Source organism: Pseudomonas sp. (assembly GCF_037994325.1).
In the GTDB taxonomy this organism is placed as follows: Bacteria; Pseudomonadota; Gammaproteobacteria; order Pseudomonadales; family Pseudomonadaceae; genus Aquipseudomonas.
Genome location: NZ_JBBNAH010000780.1, coordinates 1 through 14,427, shown reverse-complemented (window position 1 = coordinate 14,427; position 14,427 = coordinate 1). Strand labels below are relative to the sequence as shown.

The window sequence follows — 14,427 nt, the reverse complement described above, 5'->3', positions numbered from 1 at the left end:
ACTCCAAGCCGCCATGGTTGATGGCGGCGATGCCTTTTAGCGGTTGACCCAGGCCACGGCGCACGAGCAGACGGTTGCTGGGGAATACACCAAAATCAGCCGCGCCTTTAAGCAGGTGGGCGAGGGTATCGCCGTGGTAAGGGTCGTGGGTGATCAACTCCAGCTCTATGCCCAGCTCTTGGTACCAACCGCGCTCACGGGCCAGGTAAAAACCGGCCGAATTCGGCCAAGGGTGGAAGTATTCAAGCATTACCCGTACAGCAACCATTGCGACGTACTCCAGCCAAGACCCCTGACTAGAGGGGTGGCGTCTCGTTTTTGATGGTGGCGATTTAACCGTTTTCGATCTGGTATATACCAATATCGATTATGGCTATGGATATGCTTTTTGGTTCTTTTCGAATCGCTGCGACGTTTTAACAGGCATAAGCATCGGTGGAAGATTCGCCCGTAGGGTGTGCTGTGCGCACCACGACGTATATGGGTAAATCGCGGGGGTGCGCGCAGCACACCCTACGGCGTCCGAGCAGCTGGGCTGGCGTTACGACTGCCACCCACCGCCCAGCGCTTTGTAAAGCGCTATCGCCGCTTGCATGCGCGCCAAGCGTAATTGCACGCCATCTTCTTGCGCGCGGTACAGGACGCGTTGGGTTTCCAGCACGCTAAGCAGCGTTTCGGCGCCTGACTGATAGCGGCTTTGCGCCAGTTCAAACGCGCGCTGCGCCTGTTGGCGTTCCTGTTCTTGCCAGTGGCGTTGCCTGTCGAGCCCGGCAATCGCGGTCAGGGCTTTTTCGACGTCGGCGAGGGCGTTGTTGATGGCGCCACGGTAGCTGTGAAGCAGTTCCTCTTGCCGTGCTTGGCTAAGGTCGCGACCGGCGGCCAGTTTGCCGGCGTTAAAGATCGGCGCGGTCAGCCCGGCAGCCAAGGTGTAGAAGGGGTTTTGCAGCACGTCGTGAAATTTGTCGGCGCCAGTGCCAAGGGTGGCGGTCAGGGGCAGGCTTGGCAGCATGGCGGCGCGGGCGACGGTGACATCCGCATCCGCCGCTGCCAGCCGTGCTTCGGCGCTGGCGATATCTGGGCGACGGCTGAGCAATTGGCTGGGCAGGCCGGCATCGATATTTGGCCAGTGCAGTTGGCTAAAGGTTTCTGTAGTCAGTTGCAGTTGCTGTACCGGCTGCCCGATCAACAGCGCTAGGGCAATACGCGCCTCCATCGCTTGCTGGTGTAGCAGAGGCAGTTGCCGTTGCTGATTGGCGACCAGACTACGTTGCTGGGCGAGTTCCAGTTGCGTTGCCGCGCCGGCTTGAAAGCGCTGCTCGATAAGGCTCAGCACGTTTTCGGCATTGGCCAGATTCTGCGCGGCGATGTGCGCTTGTTCGGCCAGCGCCAGGGTTTGCAAGTAGCTGTTGGCAACGCTTGCGAGCAGGGTCAAACGCACGGTGGCCAGCTCGTATTCGCTGACTTGCCGGTTGCGTTCGGCGCTATCACGGGCGGCGGCGCGCCCGCCCCAGAAGTCGAGTTCGTAGCTGGCGCTAAGGGTGCCGGTGTAGCTGTCGACGTCGCGGTCGTAGCGGTCGCTGTCGAGCTGGCTGTAACCGTCGCCGCGCAGCAAGCGTTCGCGGCCGGCGGCAAAACCGCCCTTCAGTTCAGGCCACAGCGGCGCCCCGGCCATGATGCTGGCCGCTCGCGCTTGGCGCACGCGGGCTTGGGCGGCAGCCAAGTCGTGGCTGTCGCGCTCGGCGCTGGCGATCAGTTCGCCCAGTTGCTGGCTGCCAAATTGGCGCCACCACTCGCTGTGCATGGCCGTGGCGTTTACCGCGTTGGGCGCTTGCCAGTGCAGCGGCACAGCGGGTGGCGGCTCAGGGGTTTTAGCCGTGCTACACGCAGCGAGTAACAGGCACAGCGGCAGCACTGGATAGGCGTTGTTCATGGGCTGGTCAGCGCCGTTACGGGGTCGAGTTGGGCGGCTTTGCGTGCGGGCATAAAGCCAAACACCACGCCGGTAATCAGCGCGCAGAAGAAGGCGCCGGCCATGGCCAGCAGGGAAAACACCACGGCAATTTGGCTCAGGTGCAACACGCCGCCCACCAGCAGCGCCAAGGCAATTCCGGCAATGCCGCCGACCACCGAGAGCAGCACCGCTTCGGTCAGAAACTGGCGGAGGATGTCGCGCTGACGGGCGCCGGTGGCCATGCGAATGCCGATTTCACGGGTACGTTCGCGCACCGTCATCAGCATGATATTCATCACCCCGATGCCACCGACCAATAGCGAAATAGCGGCAATCGCGCCGAGCATCAGCGACAGGCTGTTTTGCGTTTGTGCCTCGGCTTGAATCATCGCGGCGTTGTTGGTCAGCTGAAAATCACGCACGCCACGGTGCAGGCGCAGCATCAGGCGGTCGATGGCTAGCTCGGCTTCATGCACACGCTTGGCGTCGGCGGCGGCAATCACCACAAACTCCGGATTCTGTTTGCCGAACAGACGAATGCTGGCGGTGGAATAGGGCACCACGATTTGTTTATCGCTGTCGTCATCGCCCGAGCTGGCGCCCTTGGCGCTGAGGATGCCGATGACTTGAAACGGCACGTTCTGAATCAGGATGTAGCGGCCAATGGGGTTGGCGATGCCGGGGAACAGCGCCTCGCGCACCTTCTGGCCAATCACGGCGACGGTGGCGGCGCGGTCTTCGTCGGCCTGGGTAAAAAAGCTGCCTTGCGCCACTGGCCAATTGAGGATGGTCGGGAAGGCCACGCCATTGCCGCGGGTGTAGGCGTAGTAGTCAATATTGCCGTAGCGCACCACGGTGTCGCCGCCGTTGACCGGCATAATTTGCCGCACCTGCGGCAGGGTGCTGACGGCGGCGAGATCATCGAGAGTGACGATGCCCTCGGGCGCCCGTGGCATCGGCGCAATGCCGGAGAGGTAAATGATATTGGAGCCAAACGCGCCCATCTGCGCCATCACCTGGCGTTTGCTGCCTTCACCCACGGCGAGCATGACCACCACCGAGGCCACGCCAATAACGATGCCAAGCAGGGTCAGCGCGGTGCGAAAACGGTTTACCCACATCACTCGCCAGGCGGCTTTCACGGCGTCGAGCAATTCGCCGGCCCAGGATGCGCTGCTGGTATTGGGCTGGCGCAGGCGTTGTTGCAAATGCTCGACTTGCTGCTGACCTTGCCCGGCAGTTACCGGCGCATGGCCATTGGTGCTGTCGCTGATCACCAAGCCGTCGCGCACTTCGATAATGCGCCGGGCGCGGGCGGCCACGTCGCGGTCGTGGGTGATCAGCACCACGGCATGGCCTTGTGCGGCCAGCTCATCAAGCAAGGCCATAACCTGGGCGCCACTGTGGGTGTCGAGGGCGCCGGTGGGTTCGTCGGCGAGGATGATATGGCCGCCGTTCATTAGCGCGCGGGCAATCGACACGCGCTGCTGCTGGCCGCCGGAAAGCTGATGAGGGCGGTTGTTGCGCCGTGTGCCCAGGCCTAAACGCTCCAGTAAGGCCGCGGCGCGCGACTGCCGTTCGCCATGGCTAAGGCCGGCGTAGATGGCCGGCATTTCCACGTTCTCTTGAGCGCTGGCGGAGGGGATCAGGTGGTAGCCCTGAAAGACAAAACCAAAGGCTTCGCGGCGTAGCCAGGCCAGCTCGTCGGCCTGCATGTCGGCCACATCAACGCCGCTGAATCTGTAGCTACCGGAACTCGGCCGGTCGAGGCAGCCGATGATATTCATCAGCGTCGATTTGCCCGAGCCGGAGGCACCGACGATGGCAACAAATTCGCCGGGGTAAATCGCCAGGGACACGCCGCGCAATACCTCAACTACCGGCGCGCCATTGCCGCCGTATTGTTTGCGTACATCGTTGAGGGCGATCAGCGCGGTGCTGGCAGAGGCGTCCAATGCCGGCGCGGTCATGGTGTGGCCCCGCCTGGCGGGGCGATCAGCAGGCGTTCGCCTTGGTTAAGGCCGGCCAGCACTTGCGCAAACATGCGGTCGCGCAGGCCGATGCGCACGTCGCGGCTTTCGACTTTGCCCTTGTCGCTGAGCACCAAGGCCTTGTAGGTATCGGGCGTGGCGGTGGCATCTTGCAGCGCGGCGAGTGGAATGGTCAGCACGTCTTGCGCGTTGCCGGCGACAAAGAATACCTGGGCGGTCATCTCGGCCATAAGCGCGCCGTCGCTGTTCTCGACATCGAGCAAGACCGTATACAGCACCACGCGGCCGCCACCTTGGGCGTTAGGGCTGCCACCGCCTTGATTGGCCTGGTCCAGCGGCGTGGGTGGCAGCGGCAATACCTGGCGCACGGTGCCATTCCAGCGTCGGCCATCGCCGCTAAGGGTGGTAAACCAGGCCTGCATGCCCGGCTTGATGCGGCTGATATCCGCCTCGGAGACCTGCGCCCAGACGGTCATCGGCGACAGCTTGGCGATGCGCATAATCAGCGGCGTTTGTTGCTGGGCGTTGAGGGTTTGCCCAACGCGGGCGTCCACCGCGACCACGGTGCCAGCCATGGGTGCATAGATGCGGGTGTAACCAAGCTCGGCTTCGTCACTGCGCAGGCTGGCTTCGGCCTGGCGGATACGTGCCTGGAACATGGCAATACGCGCTTGGCTGGCGCGCACTTGGGCGGTGGCGACTTGCACGTCTTCGGTACGGGTGGCGCCGCCGCTGGCCAGTTGTTGCTGGCGGGCGAGTTGCTGTTTAGCCAGGTCGTTTTGCGCGCGCTGTTCTTCTAACTCGGCTTTGAGTTGGTCGATGGAGTAACGGCTGGCGTCGACTTTGGCCTGCTGGGTGGACGGGTCGATTTCCACCAGCAACTGGCCTTCTTCAACCTGCTCGCCAGGCTCGGCATGCAGCTTGATGATCTGCCCGGAGGCCTGCGCGCCAACGTCGACGTAGCGCCGCGGCTGCAAAGTACCCAGCGCACTAACGCTGCTTTCGATATCGCCGCGCGCCACCTGCACAGTGGCTAATTCATCACTACGAAACGGCAGCGCTTGCCAGGTGGCAACGGCCACCAGTGGGGTCAGGCAGAGCAGGGTGAGGACTATACGGCGGGGGGTGATCAGGGCACTCATTGGCAGGCTCGTCGGGGTCTGCCCAATAGACGAGAAGGCTGCGCAGAAATTTACCCAGGCAAGGGATTACAAGCGGGTGCGGATGAGGGTGGAGCCGTCGCTTTGTGGTTCGAGTTTGATCGGCAGCACTTTGGGCAGCGCTTTGACCAGGCTGGCGACGTCGCGGGTGCTGTAAATGCCGCCGATGCGGATGTCAGCGGTGCTTTGGTCGGCGAGCAGCAGCGGCTTATCAAGGTAGCGGTTAAGCAGCGGCAGCGCTTCGCCAAGGGTGATGTCGTTGAGGATCAACTTGCCTTCACGCCAGGCCAGGGCGGTTTGCGTGTCCACCGATTTGACCTTGGGTTTGAGGTCGCCGGCTTTAAAGCTGGCCTGCATGCCGGGGGTGAGGGTGCTGTCGTTGCCGTCACGCTCGCTTTGTACACGCACCGAGCCTTCGGTAACGGTGACCACCACGCTGTCTTGATACTTCCACACGTTAAAGCGCGTGCCAGTGACGGTGATGGTGCCGTCGCCAGCGCTGATCACAAACGGATGGGTACTGTCGTGGGTGACATGGAAATACGCTTCGCCGCTGCTCAGGCTGACGTCGCGCCGGTCGCGGTAATTGCTGAAACTGAGCTCGCTATGGCTATTGAGCTCGACTTCGCTGCCATCGCCCAAGGTGATGCGGCTGATGTTTTGTTCGGTCTCGAAATGCTCATAAGCATTGGGCAGCCAGCCCATTATCCAGCCGCCATACGCCGCCAGCGGCAAGGCCACCAAGGCCAGGGCAATGGCTCGGGCCTGCGGGCGCCAACCGCGACGGCGAGGGCGCGCGGGCAGGGCGGTAGTGCTGGGCGTTTGGCGCAAAGCTGGGCGTTGATTAGGCGCTGGCTTGCTGGCGGGCAGGTGTTCGCTTAGGTCCCAGATTTCCAGCATGGCCACGTATTCAATGGCGTGGCTTTGGTCTTCATCAATCCACTGCTGAAACTGCGCGCGCTCTTCTGCCGTGCAATCTGCCGCGTGCATGCGCATGCACCAGTGTGCGGCGACCTCAACGAGTGGGTCGTCGTTAGCAGGGAGAGGGGCGTTGGTCATCAGGGAATACCGGTTACCTGGTACTGAAGCGGCGAAATTACATGGCTGGCAAGTGAGAATAAATCTTGATGGCGGAAATTATAAAATGAATAATTCCAAACGGCCAGCATGACGGCTTGGAAGCTCAACGTTATCGCAGTGTTCGCCGTCACATCTGTGGCCGGGGGTTGTTTTTGGAGATTTATTATCGGGAGCTGGTGCGCTTTTTAAGCGCCAAGCTGGGGGACCGCCAAGAGGCTGCGGATGTGGCCCACGACGCTTATTTGCGCGTGATGGAGCGATCCAGTCAAGAGCAGATCGAATCGCCGCGGGCTTTTCTGTACCGCACCGCACTCAATCTGGTCATCGACGAACACCGCCGTAACAGCCTGCGCCGCAGCGAAACCCTGGATGTGCTCGATCAGGAGGAACAGTTTTTCTCCCCTTCACCGCATCGCTCGCTGGCCCAAGACCAACGCCTGCAACTGTTGCAACGCGCCCTCAACGAACTGCCATTGCTGTGCCGCGAAGCCTTTTTGCTGCGCAAACTTGAAGGCCTGAGCCACGACGAAATTGCCGAACGCCTGAGCATTTCGCAAAGCCTGGTGGAAAAACACATCGTCAACGCCATGAAGCATTGCCGAGTGCGCATGCGGGAATGGGAGGCGGAGTAACGTCCGGCTTTCGGATGGGCAATGTGTGCCCGTCAATGTTGTGTGGTGCGCCTGTTTGCTTGTGCCGTCATGCCTGCGCGCGGGGTCGACCGGAAAACATGGGCAAGATAGCCGTCGTCCCCGCGCAGGCGGGGACCCAGAGTCTGTCAGGCAACCGCGCAAGTCTCGATATTCTGGGTCCCCGCCTAGGCGGGGACGACGGTGTTCTTTCTACCAAGTCAGCCAGTAACCACCACGCCTAAATTTACTTTCCTCGTCCTCGTTCATACACAACAGGCGGCCTCGGCGGTCGCCACCCGATACTTCTGCCACCGTTGTGTGTGGCTTCTCCAGAGGACACTGGACATGACTCCATCTGTAGCACCTGCGGCCATTCACGATCTGATCGGCATCGGTTTCGGCCCGTCCAACCTGGCCCTGGCCATTGCGCTGCATGAGCGCGCGCAGCAGCAGGGCGCCTTGGATGTGCTGTTTCTCGACAAGCAGGCCGACTACCGCTGGCACGGCAATACGTTGGTGACCCAAAGCGAGCTGCAGATTTCGTTCCTCAAAGACTTGGTCACGCTGCGCAACCCAAGCAGTCCGTTTTCCTTTGTTAATTACCTGCACGCCCACGGCCGCTTGGTGGACTTCATCAACCTCGGCACTTTTTATCCGTGCCGTATGGAGTTCAACGACTACCTGCGCTGGGTGGCTGCACAGTTCAGCGAGCAGAGCCGTTACGGCGAAGAAGTGCTGGCCATTGAGCCGCTGCTGCATAACAACAAGGTTGAGTCATTGCGCGTGGTTTCCCGCGACAGTGGCGGCGAAACCTTTGTGCGTCAGACCCGTGCCGTGGTGGTCAGCGCCGGCGGTACGCCACGCATTCCCGAGGCCTTTCGTGGCCTGAAGGGCGACACGCGGGTGTTCCACCATGCGCATTATCTGGAACGTATGGCCCAGCAGCCGTGCATAAGTGGTAAGCCCATGCGTGTGGCGATTATTGGCGGCGGGCAGAGCGCGGCCGAGGCGTTTATCGACCTTAACGACAGCTTCCCGTCGGTAAAAGTCGACATGATTCTGCGTGGCTCGGCGCTAAAACCAGCGGACGACAGCCCCTTTGTGAACGAAGTGTTTTCCCCGGAATTCACCGACCTGGTCTTTAGCCAAACCGGTGCCGAACGTGAGCGCTTTATCCGCGAGTACCACAACACCAATTACTCGGTGGTGGACATCGACCTGATCGAGCGCATCTACGGCATTTTTTACCGGCAGAAAGTTTCCGGCATTCAGCGCCATGCTTTCCATCACCTGCGCACCGTCGAGCGTGCGACGGCTCACGCTGACGGTATCGAACTGGCCCTGCGCCATAGCGCCAGCGGCGAGTTGGATGTGCATCGCTACGACGCCGTGGTGCTTGCCACCGGCTACGAGCGGCAAATGCATCGCCAGTTGCTGGAGCCGCTGACCCAATACTTGGGCGACTTCGAGGTGGACCGCGACTACCGCATCATCACCGACGAGCGCTGCCAGGCGGCGGTCTATATGCAGGGCTTTTGCCAGGCCAGCCACGGGCTGAGCGACACCTTGCTGTCGGTGCTACCGATTCGCGCCAACGATATTGCCAGCTCGCTTTACAACTACCTCGGGCATCAATCGCTCAGCACCGTGCAGCGGGCGCCGCTGTTAGCCAACGCCAGTTAATCAAGCTACGCGTCAGCGCACCATGGCGATCTCCCTTCGATCGCATGGTGCGCACAGCACACCCTACGGTTCCCCGTTTAACTCACGAGTTTCTTTAATGTTGAAATCTACGCTGGTGGCCGGCCTGGTCGCGCTATGGCTGTGCCCGACGGCTTTTGCCGATGACGCCTTGCAGGCGCAAATCCGTTGGACGAAAACCGGCATTCCCCATATCCAAGCGGCCACCGAGCGCGGTCTTGGTTACGGCATTGGTTACGCCTATGCCCGTGACAATGCCTGTTTGCTCGCCAATGAAATTGTCACCGCGCGCGGCGAACGTTCGCGGTTTTTTGGTAGCAAAGGCCAGAATTCGGCGCAGCTCGGTAATTTGCCCTCCGACTTTTTCTTTACCTGGCTAAACCAGCCGCAGGCGCTGAAAACCTTATGGGCCAAACAACCCGCGCCGATCCAGCAGCGCCTGGAGGGTTACGCCCGTGGGTTTAACGCCTATCTCAAGGTCGCCGATAAGGCCACCACCCACTGCTTGGGCGAAGCGTGGCTAAAGCCGATCAGCGCGGACGACTTGCTGCGTCTGACCCGGCGCCTCTTAGTGGAAGGCGGTGCCGGGCAGTTTGCCGAAGCGTTGGTCAGCGCCACACCGCCGGGTGCTGCTAGCGCGAACGCGGTAACCGTAGGGCGCGAGCATTTCGCCCAGCGCAACGAAAAATTCCGCTTGGAACGCGGCAGCAATGCTATCGCCATCGGCAGCCAACGCAGTTCGACCGGCAGCGGCCTATTGTTGGCCAACCCGCATTTCCCATGGTCCGGCGCGCTGCGTTTCTACCAGATGCACCTGACCATTCCTGGCCAGCTCGATGTGATGGGCGCGGCGTTGCCCGGCCTGCCGGTGGTGAATATCGGTTTTAACCAAAACGTGGCCTGGACGCACACCGTCGATACCGCCGCCCACTTCACCGTGTACCGCCTGGCGCTGGACCCTAAGGACAGCCGCCGCTATGTGGTCGATGGCAAGTCACTGGCGCTGCAGAAAACCACGTTCAAGGTGCAGGTGCTGGATGACAACGGCCGGTTAAGCAGCGTTAGCCATGACCTCTATGAGTCGAAATTCGGCCCGCTGCTGAGCCTGCCCGGCCTGCTCGAATGGAGCGCCAACGAGGCCTTCGCCCTGCGCGATGCCAACCTGGACAACAGCCGCGTGCTGCAACAGTGGTACGCCATCAACCAAGCCCAAGACGTCGGCGCGTTGCAAGCCAGTGTGGAGAAGCTGCAAGGCATTCCCTGGGTCAACACCTTGGCCACCGATGCCAGCGGGCAAACGCTGTATATGGACCAAAGCGTAGTGCCGTACCTGCGCCCGCAGCAGTTGGCCGAATGCGTGATTCCGCAATTGGCAGAGCAGGGCTTACCGGGCCTGCAAGGCAACCGCAGTGCCTGTGAGTGGACAGTGGACGCCAGCGCCGCGCAGGCCGGCATCACCCCGGCCAAGGAGTTGCCCGTGCTGCGGCGTAACGACTTTGTGCAGAACTCTAACGACAGTGCCTGGCTAACCAACCCCGCCAGCCCCTTACAGGGTTTTTCGCCGCTGGTAAGCCGCGAGGGGCGGCCGCTGTCGCCACGGGCGCAGTTCGCCCTGAATCGTTTGCAAGGCAATGCACCGGTCTCACCTGAATTGCTGCGGGCAATGGTCACCGACAACCACGTTTACCTGGCCGACCGCTTGTTGCCGGATTTGCTAACCCTTTGCGGTAAATACCCGGCCGACGCGAGCATCAAACCCACATGCGCAGCGCTCTCTGATTGGGATCGCAGCGCCAATAGTAACGCCTCGATTGGCATGCTGTACTTCCAGGCCTTCTTCCGCGCTTTTAGCAAAATTGCCGACGTCTGGCGTGTGCCCTTTAACCCCCAGCAGCCGCTGAATACCCCTGAGGGGTTGGCGTTGGATAAGCCGAAAATTGCCGAGCAACTGCGCCTGGCGCTGGTCGACGCGGGCCAGGCGGTGGGCAAAAGTGGTGTGCCCGCTAACGCCACCTGGGGCGATGTGCAATGGCTGCAACGCGGTGATCAGCGCATTGCCATTCCCGGCGGCGATGGGCATATGGGCATTTACAACGCCATGCAAAGCGAGCAGCGCGCGGACCATCTAGAAGTGGTCAGCGGCAGCAGCTATATCCAGCTCGTCACCTTTAGCGGCAAAGGCCCGCAAGCCCATGGCTTGTTAGCGTTCTCACAATCCACTGAACCGGGTTCGAAGCATTACGCCGACCAGACGCAGCTATTTGCCCAACAGCAATGGCCGTTGCTGCCGTTTAGTGAGGCCGAGATTGCCGCGGATGGCGTGGTGGAAACGGTGATTTTGAAGGAGTAGGGCGTGTAGGGGGGCTGTGCGCACCAGTTGCTTGCTCAATAAAGAGCAGAGCAAAAGCTGGTGCGCGCAGCACACCCTACGTGGTCACAGCCAATCCATGCGTTTGAAGTTGGCAAACAGCCCTACGCAACCCACGCTAATCACGCCAATCACCGCGGCGTAGCCGTAGTGCCAGGTCAATTCCGGCATGTATTGAAAGTTCATGCCGTAGATACCGGCAATCGCGGTGGGAAAGGCCAGAATCGCGGCCCAGGCGGCGAATTTTCGCTGGGTAATGCTTTGCCGGGATGACTCCAGCAACAGACCAATCTCAATGGCGTGATCGGCCATTTCGCGCAGCCCGGTCAGGTCTTCCATCAGTCGCTGCACATGGATCTGCACATCGCGGAAATACGGGCGCATATGTTTGTCGATAAAAGGAAATTCCAGCTGCTGCAACTCAGTACAGATTTCCACCATCGGCGCGATATAGCGGCGAATACGCAGCAGATGGCGGCGCATGGTCTGGATGCGTTCCACGTCTTCCTGGCTTAACGGGTTGCGCAGAACATGCTGCTCCATGTCCTCCAATTGCGCGTTAAACACTTCCAAGCGTGGTCGGTAGTTTTCGATTACAAAGCTCAGCAGGGCATACAGCACAAAGTCTTCGCCATGTTCGAGCATGAGTGGCTGGGCTTCGCAGCGTTGTCGTACACGACCGTAGGACGGTGAGTCGCCGTAACGACAGCTGATCACATAACCCTTGCCGGCGAACAGTTGGGTTTCGACAAACACCAACTTGTCGTTTTCCATCACCGGCGAGTACAGCACCATAAACAGCGCGTCGCCGAAGGTTTCCAGCTTGGGCCGGGTGTGCTGCAACAGCGCATCTTCAATGGCCAGCTCATGCAGATTGAATTGTCTTTGCAGATTGAGCAGCTCTTCGCTGCCGGGGTCGTGCAGGCCAATCCAGACAAAATGCTCAGGCTTGCAGGCCCATTCTTTGCCTTCGTTGAGGGTGATATCGGTGACTTTCTTGCCGTGGGAATAAACCGCTGCTGCAACGACGCTTGTCATGATTGTTATCCGTACGCTCCGGTTTTAGATGGCGGCACGCGCCTGGCGCCAGGGTAGTGCAAGACGCTGGCGCTGTAACGCTCAGGGTGAGACAAGCGCAGCGCAAAGGCGATCCATCAACGTGCGAATAGGTCATGGTCGATTCGGGCGGTAAAAAGCACGAAGCCCCACAAATGCGGGGCTTCGTCAGACGTTATGCGATGTTACGGGAGCACGGGGGCGATGGTGGCAAGCGTGGGCGCGGCAATTTCCCGGTCCAGTTCGGCGATGGCGGCTTGCATCTGCGCGTGGCATTTTTCCATCAGTGCCGGAATGTCATCGGTACTCATGCCCTGAGTGGAAATCGGCGCTAGCGAGCGAATCGTCACGTTGCCGCTGTTCCAGCGATTGAGCTGCATATGGCTGCTGTAGGTGCTGACGCACACCGGCAAAATCGGCACGCCTGCAGCAATAGCCATTTGGAACGCGCCCCTTTTGAACGGCAGCAAACCCTTACCTAGGTTGCGCGTGCCTTCGGGGAACACCCAGATCGAGGTGTCTTTGTGCTGCAAGGTGTCGGTCGTGGTGAGCATCGCGCGTTTAGCCTTTATCGCATTGCCACGGTCGATCAACACATTGCCCGCCAACCAATACAGCTGGCCAAAGAAAGGCACCCACTTAAGGCTCTTCTTGCCGATGCTGACGGTACGCTTGGGCACTACGGCACCAAGCACGAAGAGGTCATAGTTGGACTGGTGGTTGGCGATCATCACGCAGGACGAGGCGTGATCACGCAGGCCATCGGTTTGCGTCTTCAACTTCAACCGCAAGATCCGCAGCGCCGGCCATGAATATAAACGCGCACACAACCGGCTGTTATCGGGGTTAAACGGACGGCACAGGCCGATCAAAATGCCCACTACGCCCGCCAGAATAAAGTGCAGGCCCATAAGCAACATGCGCAGAAGGAAAAGCATTGGTACGCCCGTTTGGAAAAGAGGCGCGCAGTGTACGGATGTGCACTATTTTCGGCAATCGCCGTAGGATTGGTCTTTTGTTACAGGCTGCGAGCCACGCACCGGGCGGCCTGCAGGCACAAAAAAGCCCGGCGCCAAGGCCGGGCTTTTTCGCGAAACGGCGCTTAAACCGCGTGCTTCTTATCTTCCTCGATGGCCCAGTCAAGGGTTTCCAGCAGCGCTTTGCGCACCTTGAGCTTGGTGTTTTTGTGCGCCTTCATATTGATCTTCTTCAACTGCTGGGCAGCGGCAATGGCGGTTGGCAGCAACTGCTCGGCAGGCACCACGGTGTCGAGGAAACCAGCATCCACAGCGGTTTGCGGGTTAAACATTTCGCCATTAATTACCGAGCGGTGGAAAGCCGACTTACGCAAACGATCGCGGGCCAACTCGATACCGACGTGGTGCATGGTCATGCCGATTTGTACTTCATTCAAACCAATGCTGAACGGGCCTTCCACGCCAATGCGGTAATCCGCCGACAACAGAATGAACGCACCCTTGGCCACCGCATGACCGCCACAGGCAACAACAATAGGGAAGGGGTGCGACAACATACGGCGTGCCAAGGTGGAACCGGCAGCGACCAGATTGATGGCGTTTTCAGGGCCGGAGGTCATCACTTTCAAATCATAACCACCGGACAAAATGCCTGGCTGGCCAGTGATAATCACCACCGCACGGTCCTGCTCGGCACGGTCCAACGCCGCATTGAAGGCTGCGATTACATCCGGAGAAATGGCATTGACCTTGCCATTGCTCAGCGTCAGGGTGGCAATGCCGTCATCGAGTTGGTAACTGATCAGGTCGCTCATGGCACAAATCCTTGCTCTGGCAGGTATATAAGGTGGGCAGACGTTACCGAGCCCTAGAGTGTAGGTAAAGCGCTAAGGCTGACCGGCCGGTCGCGGCCCCAGACACCTGGGCTGACATTAACGGCTAGCTGCACGTCTAACACCAGAACCGAAGTTTTTCGCTTAAGCGCATGAATCCGTTAAAAAATCTTTTGCCTTTAGCGAAGGCTTCGGCTAGATTAGCGCGCCTCGACAGACCTAACCCGTCGTCGAGACACGGTGAAGTGTCCGAGTGGCTTAAGGAGCACGCCTGGAAAGTGTGTATACGAGAAATCGTATCGAGAGTTCGAATCTCTCCTTCACCGCCATACATAAGAAAGCCTCGTAACTCCATGAGTTGCGGGGCTTTTTGTTTTGCCTGGGGTTTAGCCGTGCAAGACAAAGATGCCTACTTGCGGCGCTGAGCTCAGCCATTGGCGTTCAATGCGCCAACCTGCTGACTCCGCTAAGCGCTGTACAGAGTCTGGGGTGTATTTGTGCGAGCACTCGGTATGCAGGCGTTCACCTTCTTGGAAGTGGAAGGTTTGTCCGGCTGCTTGTACGTTCTGCTCTTGGGTGCTGACCAGAAACATCTCCATGCAGCTTCGCTCGGGATTCCACTCGGCTTGGTGGCGAAATTGCTCAAGGTTGAAGGTGCCGCCTAGTTCGCGGTTGATG

At 59.9% G+C, this 14,427-nt stretch carries 12 protein-coding genes and 1 tRNA gene; 4 read left to right on the top strand and 9 right to left on the bottom strand.

All coding sequences use genetic code 11. From position 1 onward, the window contains the following. The 5 genes from AAAB16_RS26310 to AAAB16_RS26290 all read right to left on the bottom strand — a co-directional run. The coding region (locus AAAB16_RS26310) for an ABC transporter substrate-binding protein (RefSeq protein ID WP_340666022.1) at window positions 1-268 on the bottom strand (268 nt) is incomplete at its 3' end. 273 nt (window positions 269-541) lie between these two features. After that, window positions 542-1,930: an efflux transporter outer membrane subunit gene (locus tag AAAB16_RS26305; protein ID WP_340666021.1), complete on the bottom strand. Its 1,389-nt coding sequence runs from the start codon at window positions 1,928-1,930 to the stop codon at window positions 542-544. Beyond that, window positions 1,927-3,921, bottom strand: a complete 1,995-nt coding sequence (locus AAAB16_RS26300) for a MacB family efflux pump subunit (protein ID WP_340666020.1) — start codon at window positions 3,919-3,921, stop codon at window positions 1,927-1,929. The genes AAAB16_RS26305 and AAAB16_RS26300 overlap by 4 nt, the downstream gene beginning before the upstream one ends. After that, window positions 3,918-5,084 (bottom strand): efflux RND transporter periplasmic adaptor subunit, encoded by a 1,167-nt coding sequence (locus AAAB16_RS26295; protein ID WP_340666019.1) that lies wholly within the window; start codon window positions 5,082-5,084, stop codon window positions 3,918-3,920. Before AAAB16_RS26295 ends, AAAB16_RS26300 begins: the two co-directional genes overlap by 4 nt. A gap of 66 nt (window positions 5,085-5,150) precedes the next feature. Next, the gene (locus AAAB16_RS26290; RefSeq protein ID WP_340666018.1) at window positions 5,151-6,161 is read right to left on the bottom strand and encodes a FecR family protein; all 1,011 of its coding nucleotides are present in this window, start codon (window positions 6,159-6,161) and stop codon (window positions 5,151-5,153) included. A gap of 173 nt (window positions 6,162-6,334) precedes the next feature. Between AAAB16_RS26290 and AAAB16_RS26285 the strand changes: the two genes are divergently transcribed. The 3 genes from AAAB16_RS26285 to AAAB16_RS26275 all read left to right on the top strand — a co-directional run bounded on the left by AAAB16_RS26285 (window position 6,335) and on the right by AAAB16_RS26275 (window position 10,865). Next, entirely contained in the window at window positions 6,335-6,814 is a 480-nt protein-coding gene (locus AAAB16_RS26285; RefSeq protein WP_340666017.1) for a sigma-70 family RNA polymerase sigma factor, read from the top strand. Window positions 6,815-7,159: 345 nt separating this feature from the next. Beyond that, window positions 7,160-8,497: a SidA/IucD/PvdA family monooxygenase gene (locus AAAB16_RS26280; RefSeq protein WP_340666016.1), complete on the top strand. Its 1,338-nt coding sequence runs from the start codon at window positions 7,160-7,162 to the stop codon at window positions 8,495-8,497. A 97-nt stretch (window positions 8,498-8,594) separates the two neighbouring features. Further along, the gene (locus AAAB16_RS26275) at window positions 8,595-10,865 is read left to right on the top strand and encodes an acylase (RefSeq protein ID WP_340666015.1); all 2,271 of its coding nucleotides are present in this window, start codon (window positions 8,595-8,597) and stop codon (window positions 10,863-10,865) included. Between the two features lie 84 nt (window positions 10,866-10,949). On the opposite strand, the gene AAAB16_RS26270 is transcribed toward AAAB16_RS26275, so the two are convergent. From AAAB16_RS26270 to AAAB16_RS26260, 3 genes are all read right to left on the bottom strand, one after another. Further along, on the bottom strand, window positions 10,950-11,921 hold the full coding sequence (locus AAAB16_RS26270; RefSeq protein WP_340666014.1) for a magnesium and cobalt transport protein CorA: 972 nt from the start codon (window positions 11,919-11,921) through the stop codon (window positions 10,950-10,952). A 203-nt stretch (window positions 11,922-12,124) separates the two neighbouring features. Continuing rightward, window positions 12,125-12,877 carry a 1-acylglycerol-3-phosphate O-acyltransferase gene (locus tag AAAB16_RS26265; RefSeq protein ID WP_340666013.1) on the bottom strand — a complete coding sequence of 251 codons (753 nt, stop codon included), beginning with the start codon at window positions 12,875-12,877 and terminating at the stop codon, window positions 12,125-12,127. 164 nt (window positions 12,878-13,041) lie between these two features. Beyond that, on the bottom strand, window positions 13,042-13,731 hold the full coding sequence (locus AAAB16_RS26260; protein WP_340666012.1) for a crotonase/enoyl-CoA hydratase family protein: 690 nt from the start codon (window positions 13,729-13,731) through the stop codon (window positions 13,042-13,044). 257 nt (window positions 13,732-13,988) lie between these two features. Here AAAB16_RS26260 and AAAB16_RS26255 point away from each other — a divergent pair. Continuing rightward, a tRNA-Ser gene (locus AAAB16_RS26255) sits at window positions 13,989-14,078 on the top strand. Window positions 14,079-14,135: 57 nt separating this feature from the next. On the opposite strand, the gene AAAB16_RS26250 is transcribed toward AAAB16_RS26255, so the two are convergent. Beyond that, window positions 14,136-14,427 (bottom strand): L-histidine N(alpha)-methyltransferase (locus AAAB16_RS26250; RefSeq protein ID WP_340666011.1); only part of this gene is annotated, 292 nt, incomplete at its 5' end.

What these genes read in the sequence shown, in the direction of transcription:
- AAAB16_RS26290 (WP_340666018.1), bottom strand. Translation starts at nt 6,161, where the DNA reads ATGACCAACGCCCCTCTCCCTGCTAACGACGACCCACTCGTTGAGGTC.
- AAAB16_RS26275 (WP_340666015.1), top strand. Translation starts at nt 8,595, where the DNA reads ATGTTGAAATCTACGCTGGTGGCCGGCCTGGTCGCGCTATGGCTGTGC.
- AAAB16_RS26280 (WP_340666016.1), top strand. Translation starts at nt 7,160, where the DNA reads ATGACTCCATCTGTAGCACCTGCGGCCATTCACGATCTGATCGGCATC.
- AAAB16_RS26260 (WP_340666012.1), bottom strand. Translation starts at nt 13,731, where the DNA reads ATGAGCGACCTGATCAGTTACCAACTCGATGACGGCATTGCCACCCTG.
- AAAB16_RS26265 (WP_340666013.1), bottom strand. Translation starts at nt 12,877, where the DNA reads ATGCTTTTCCTTCTGCGCATGTTGCTTATGGGCCTGCACTTTATTCTG.
- AAAB16_RS26270 (WP_340666014.1), bottom strand. Translation starts at nt 11,921, where the DNA reads ATGACAAGCGTCGTTGCAGCAGCGGTTTATTCCCACGGCAAGAAAGTC.
- AAAB16_RS26295 (WP_340666019.1), bottom strand. Translation starts at nt 5,084, where the DNA reads ATGAGTGCCCTGATCACCCCCCGCCGTATAGTCCTCACCCTGCTCTGC.
- AAAB16_RS26305 (WP_340666021.1), bottom strand. Translation starts at nt 1,930, where the DNA reads ATGAACAACGCCTATCCAGTGCTGCCGCTGTGCCTGTTACTCGCTGCG.
- AAAB16_RS26300 (WP_340666020.1), bottom strand. Translation starts at nt 3,921, where the DNA reads ATGACCGCGCCGGCATTGGACGCCTCTGCCAGCACCGCGCTGATCGCC.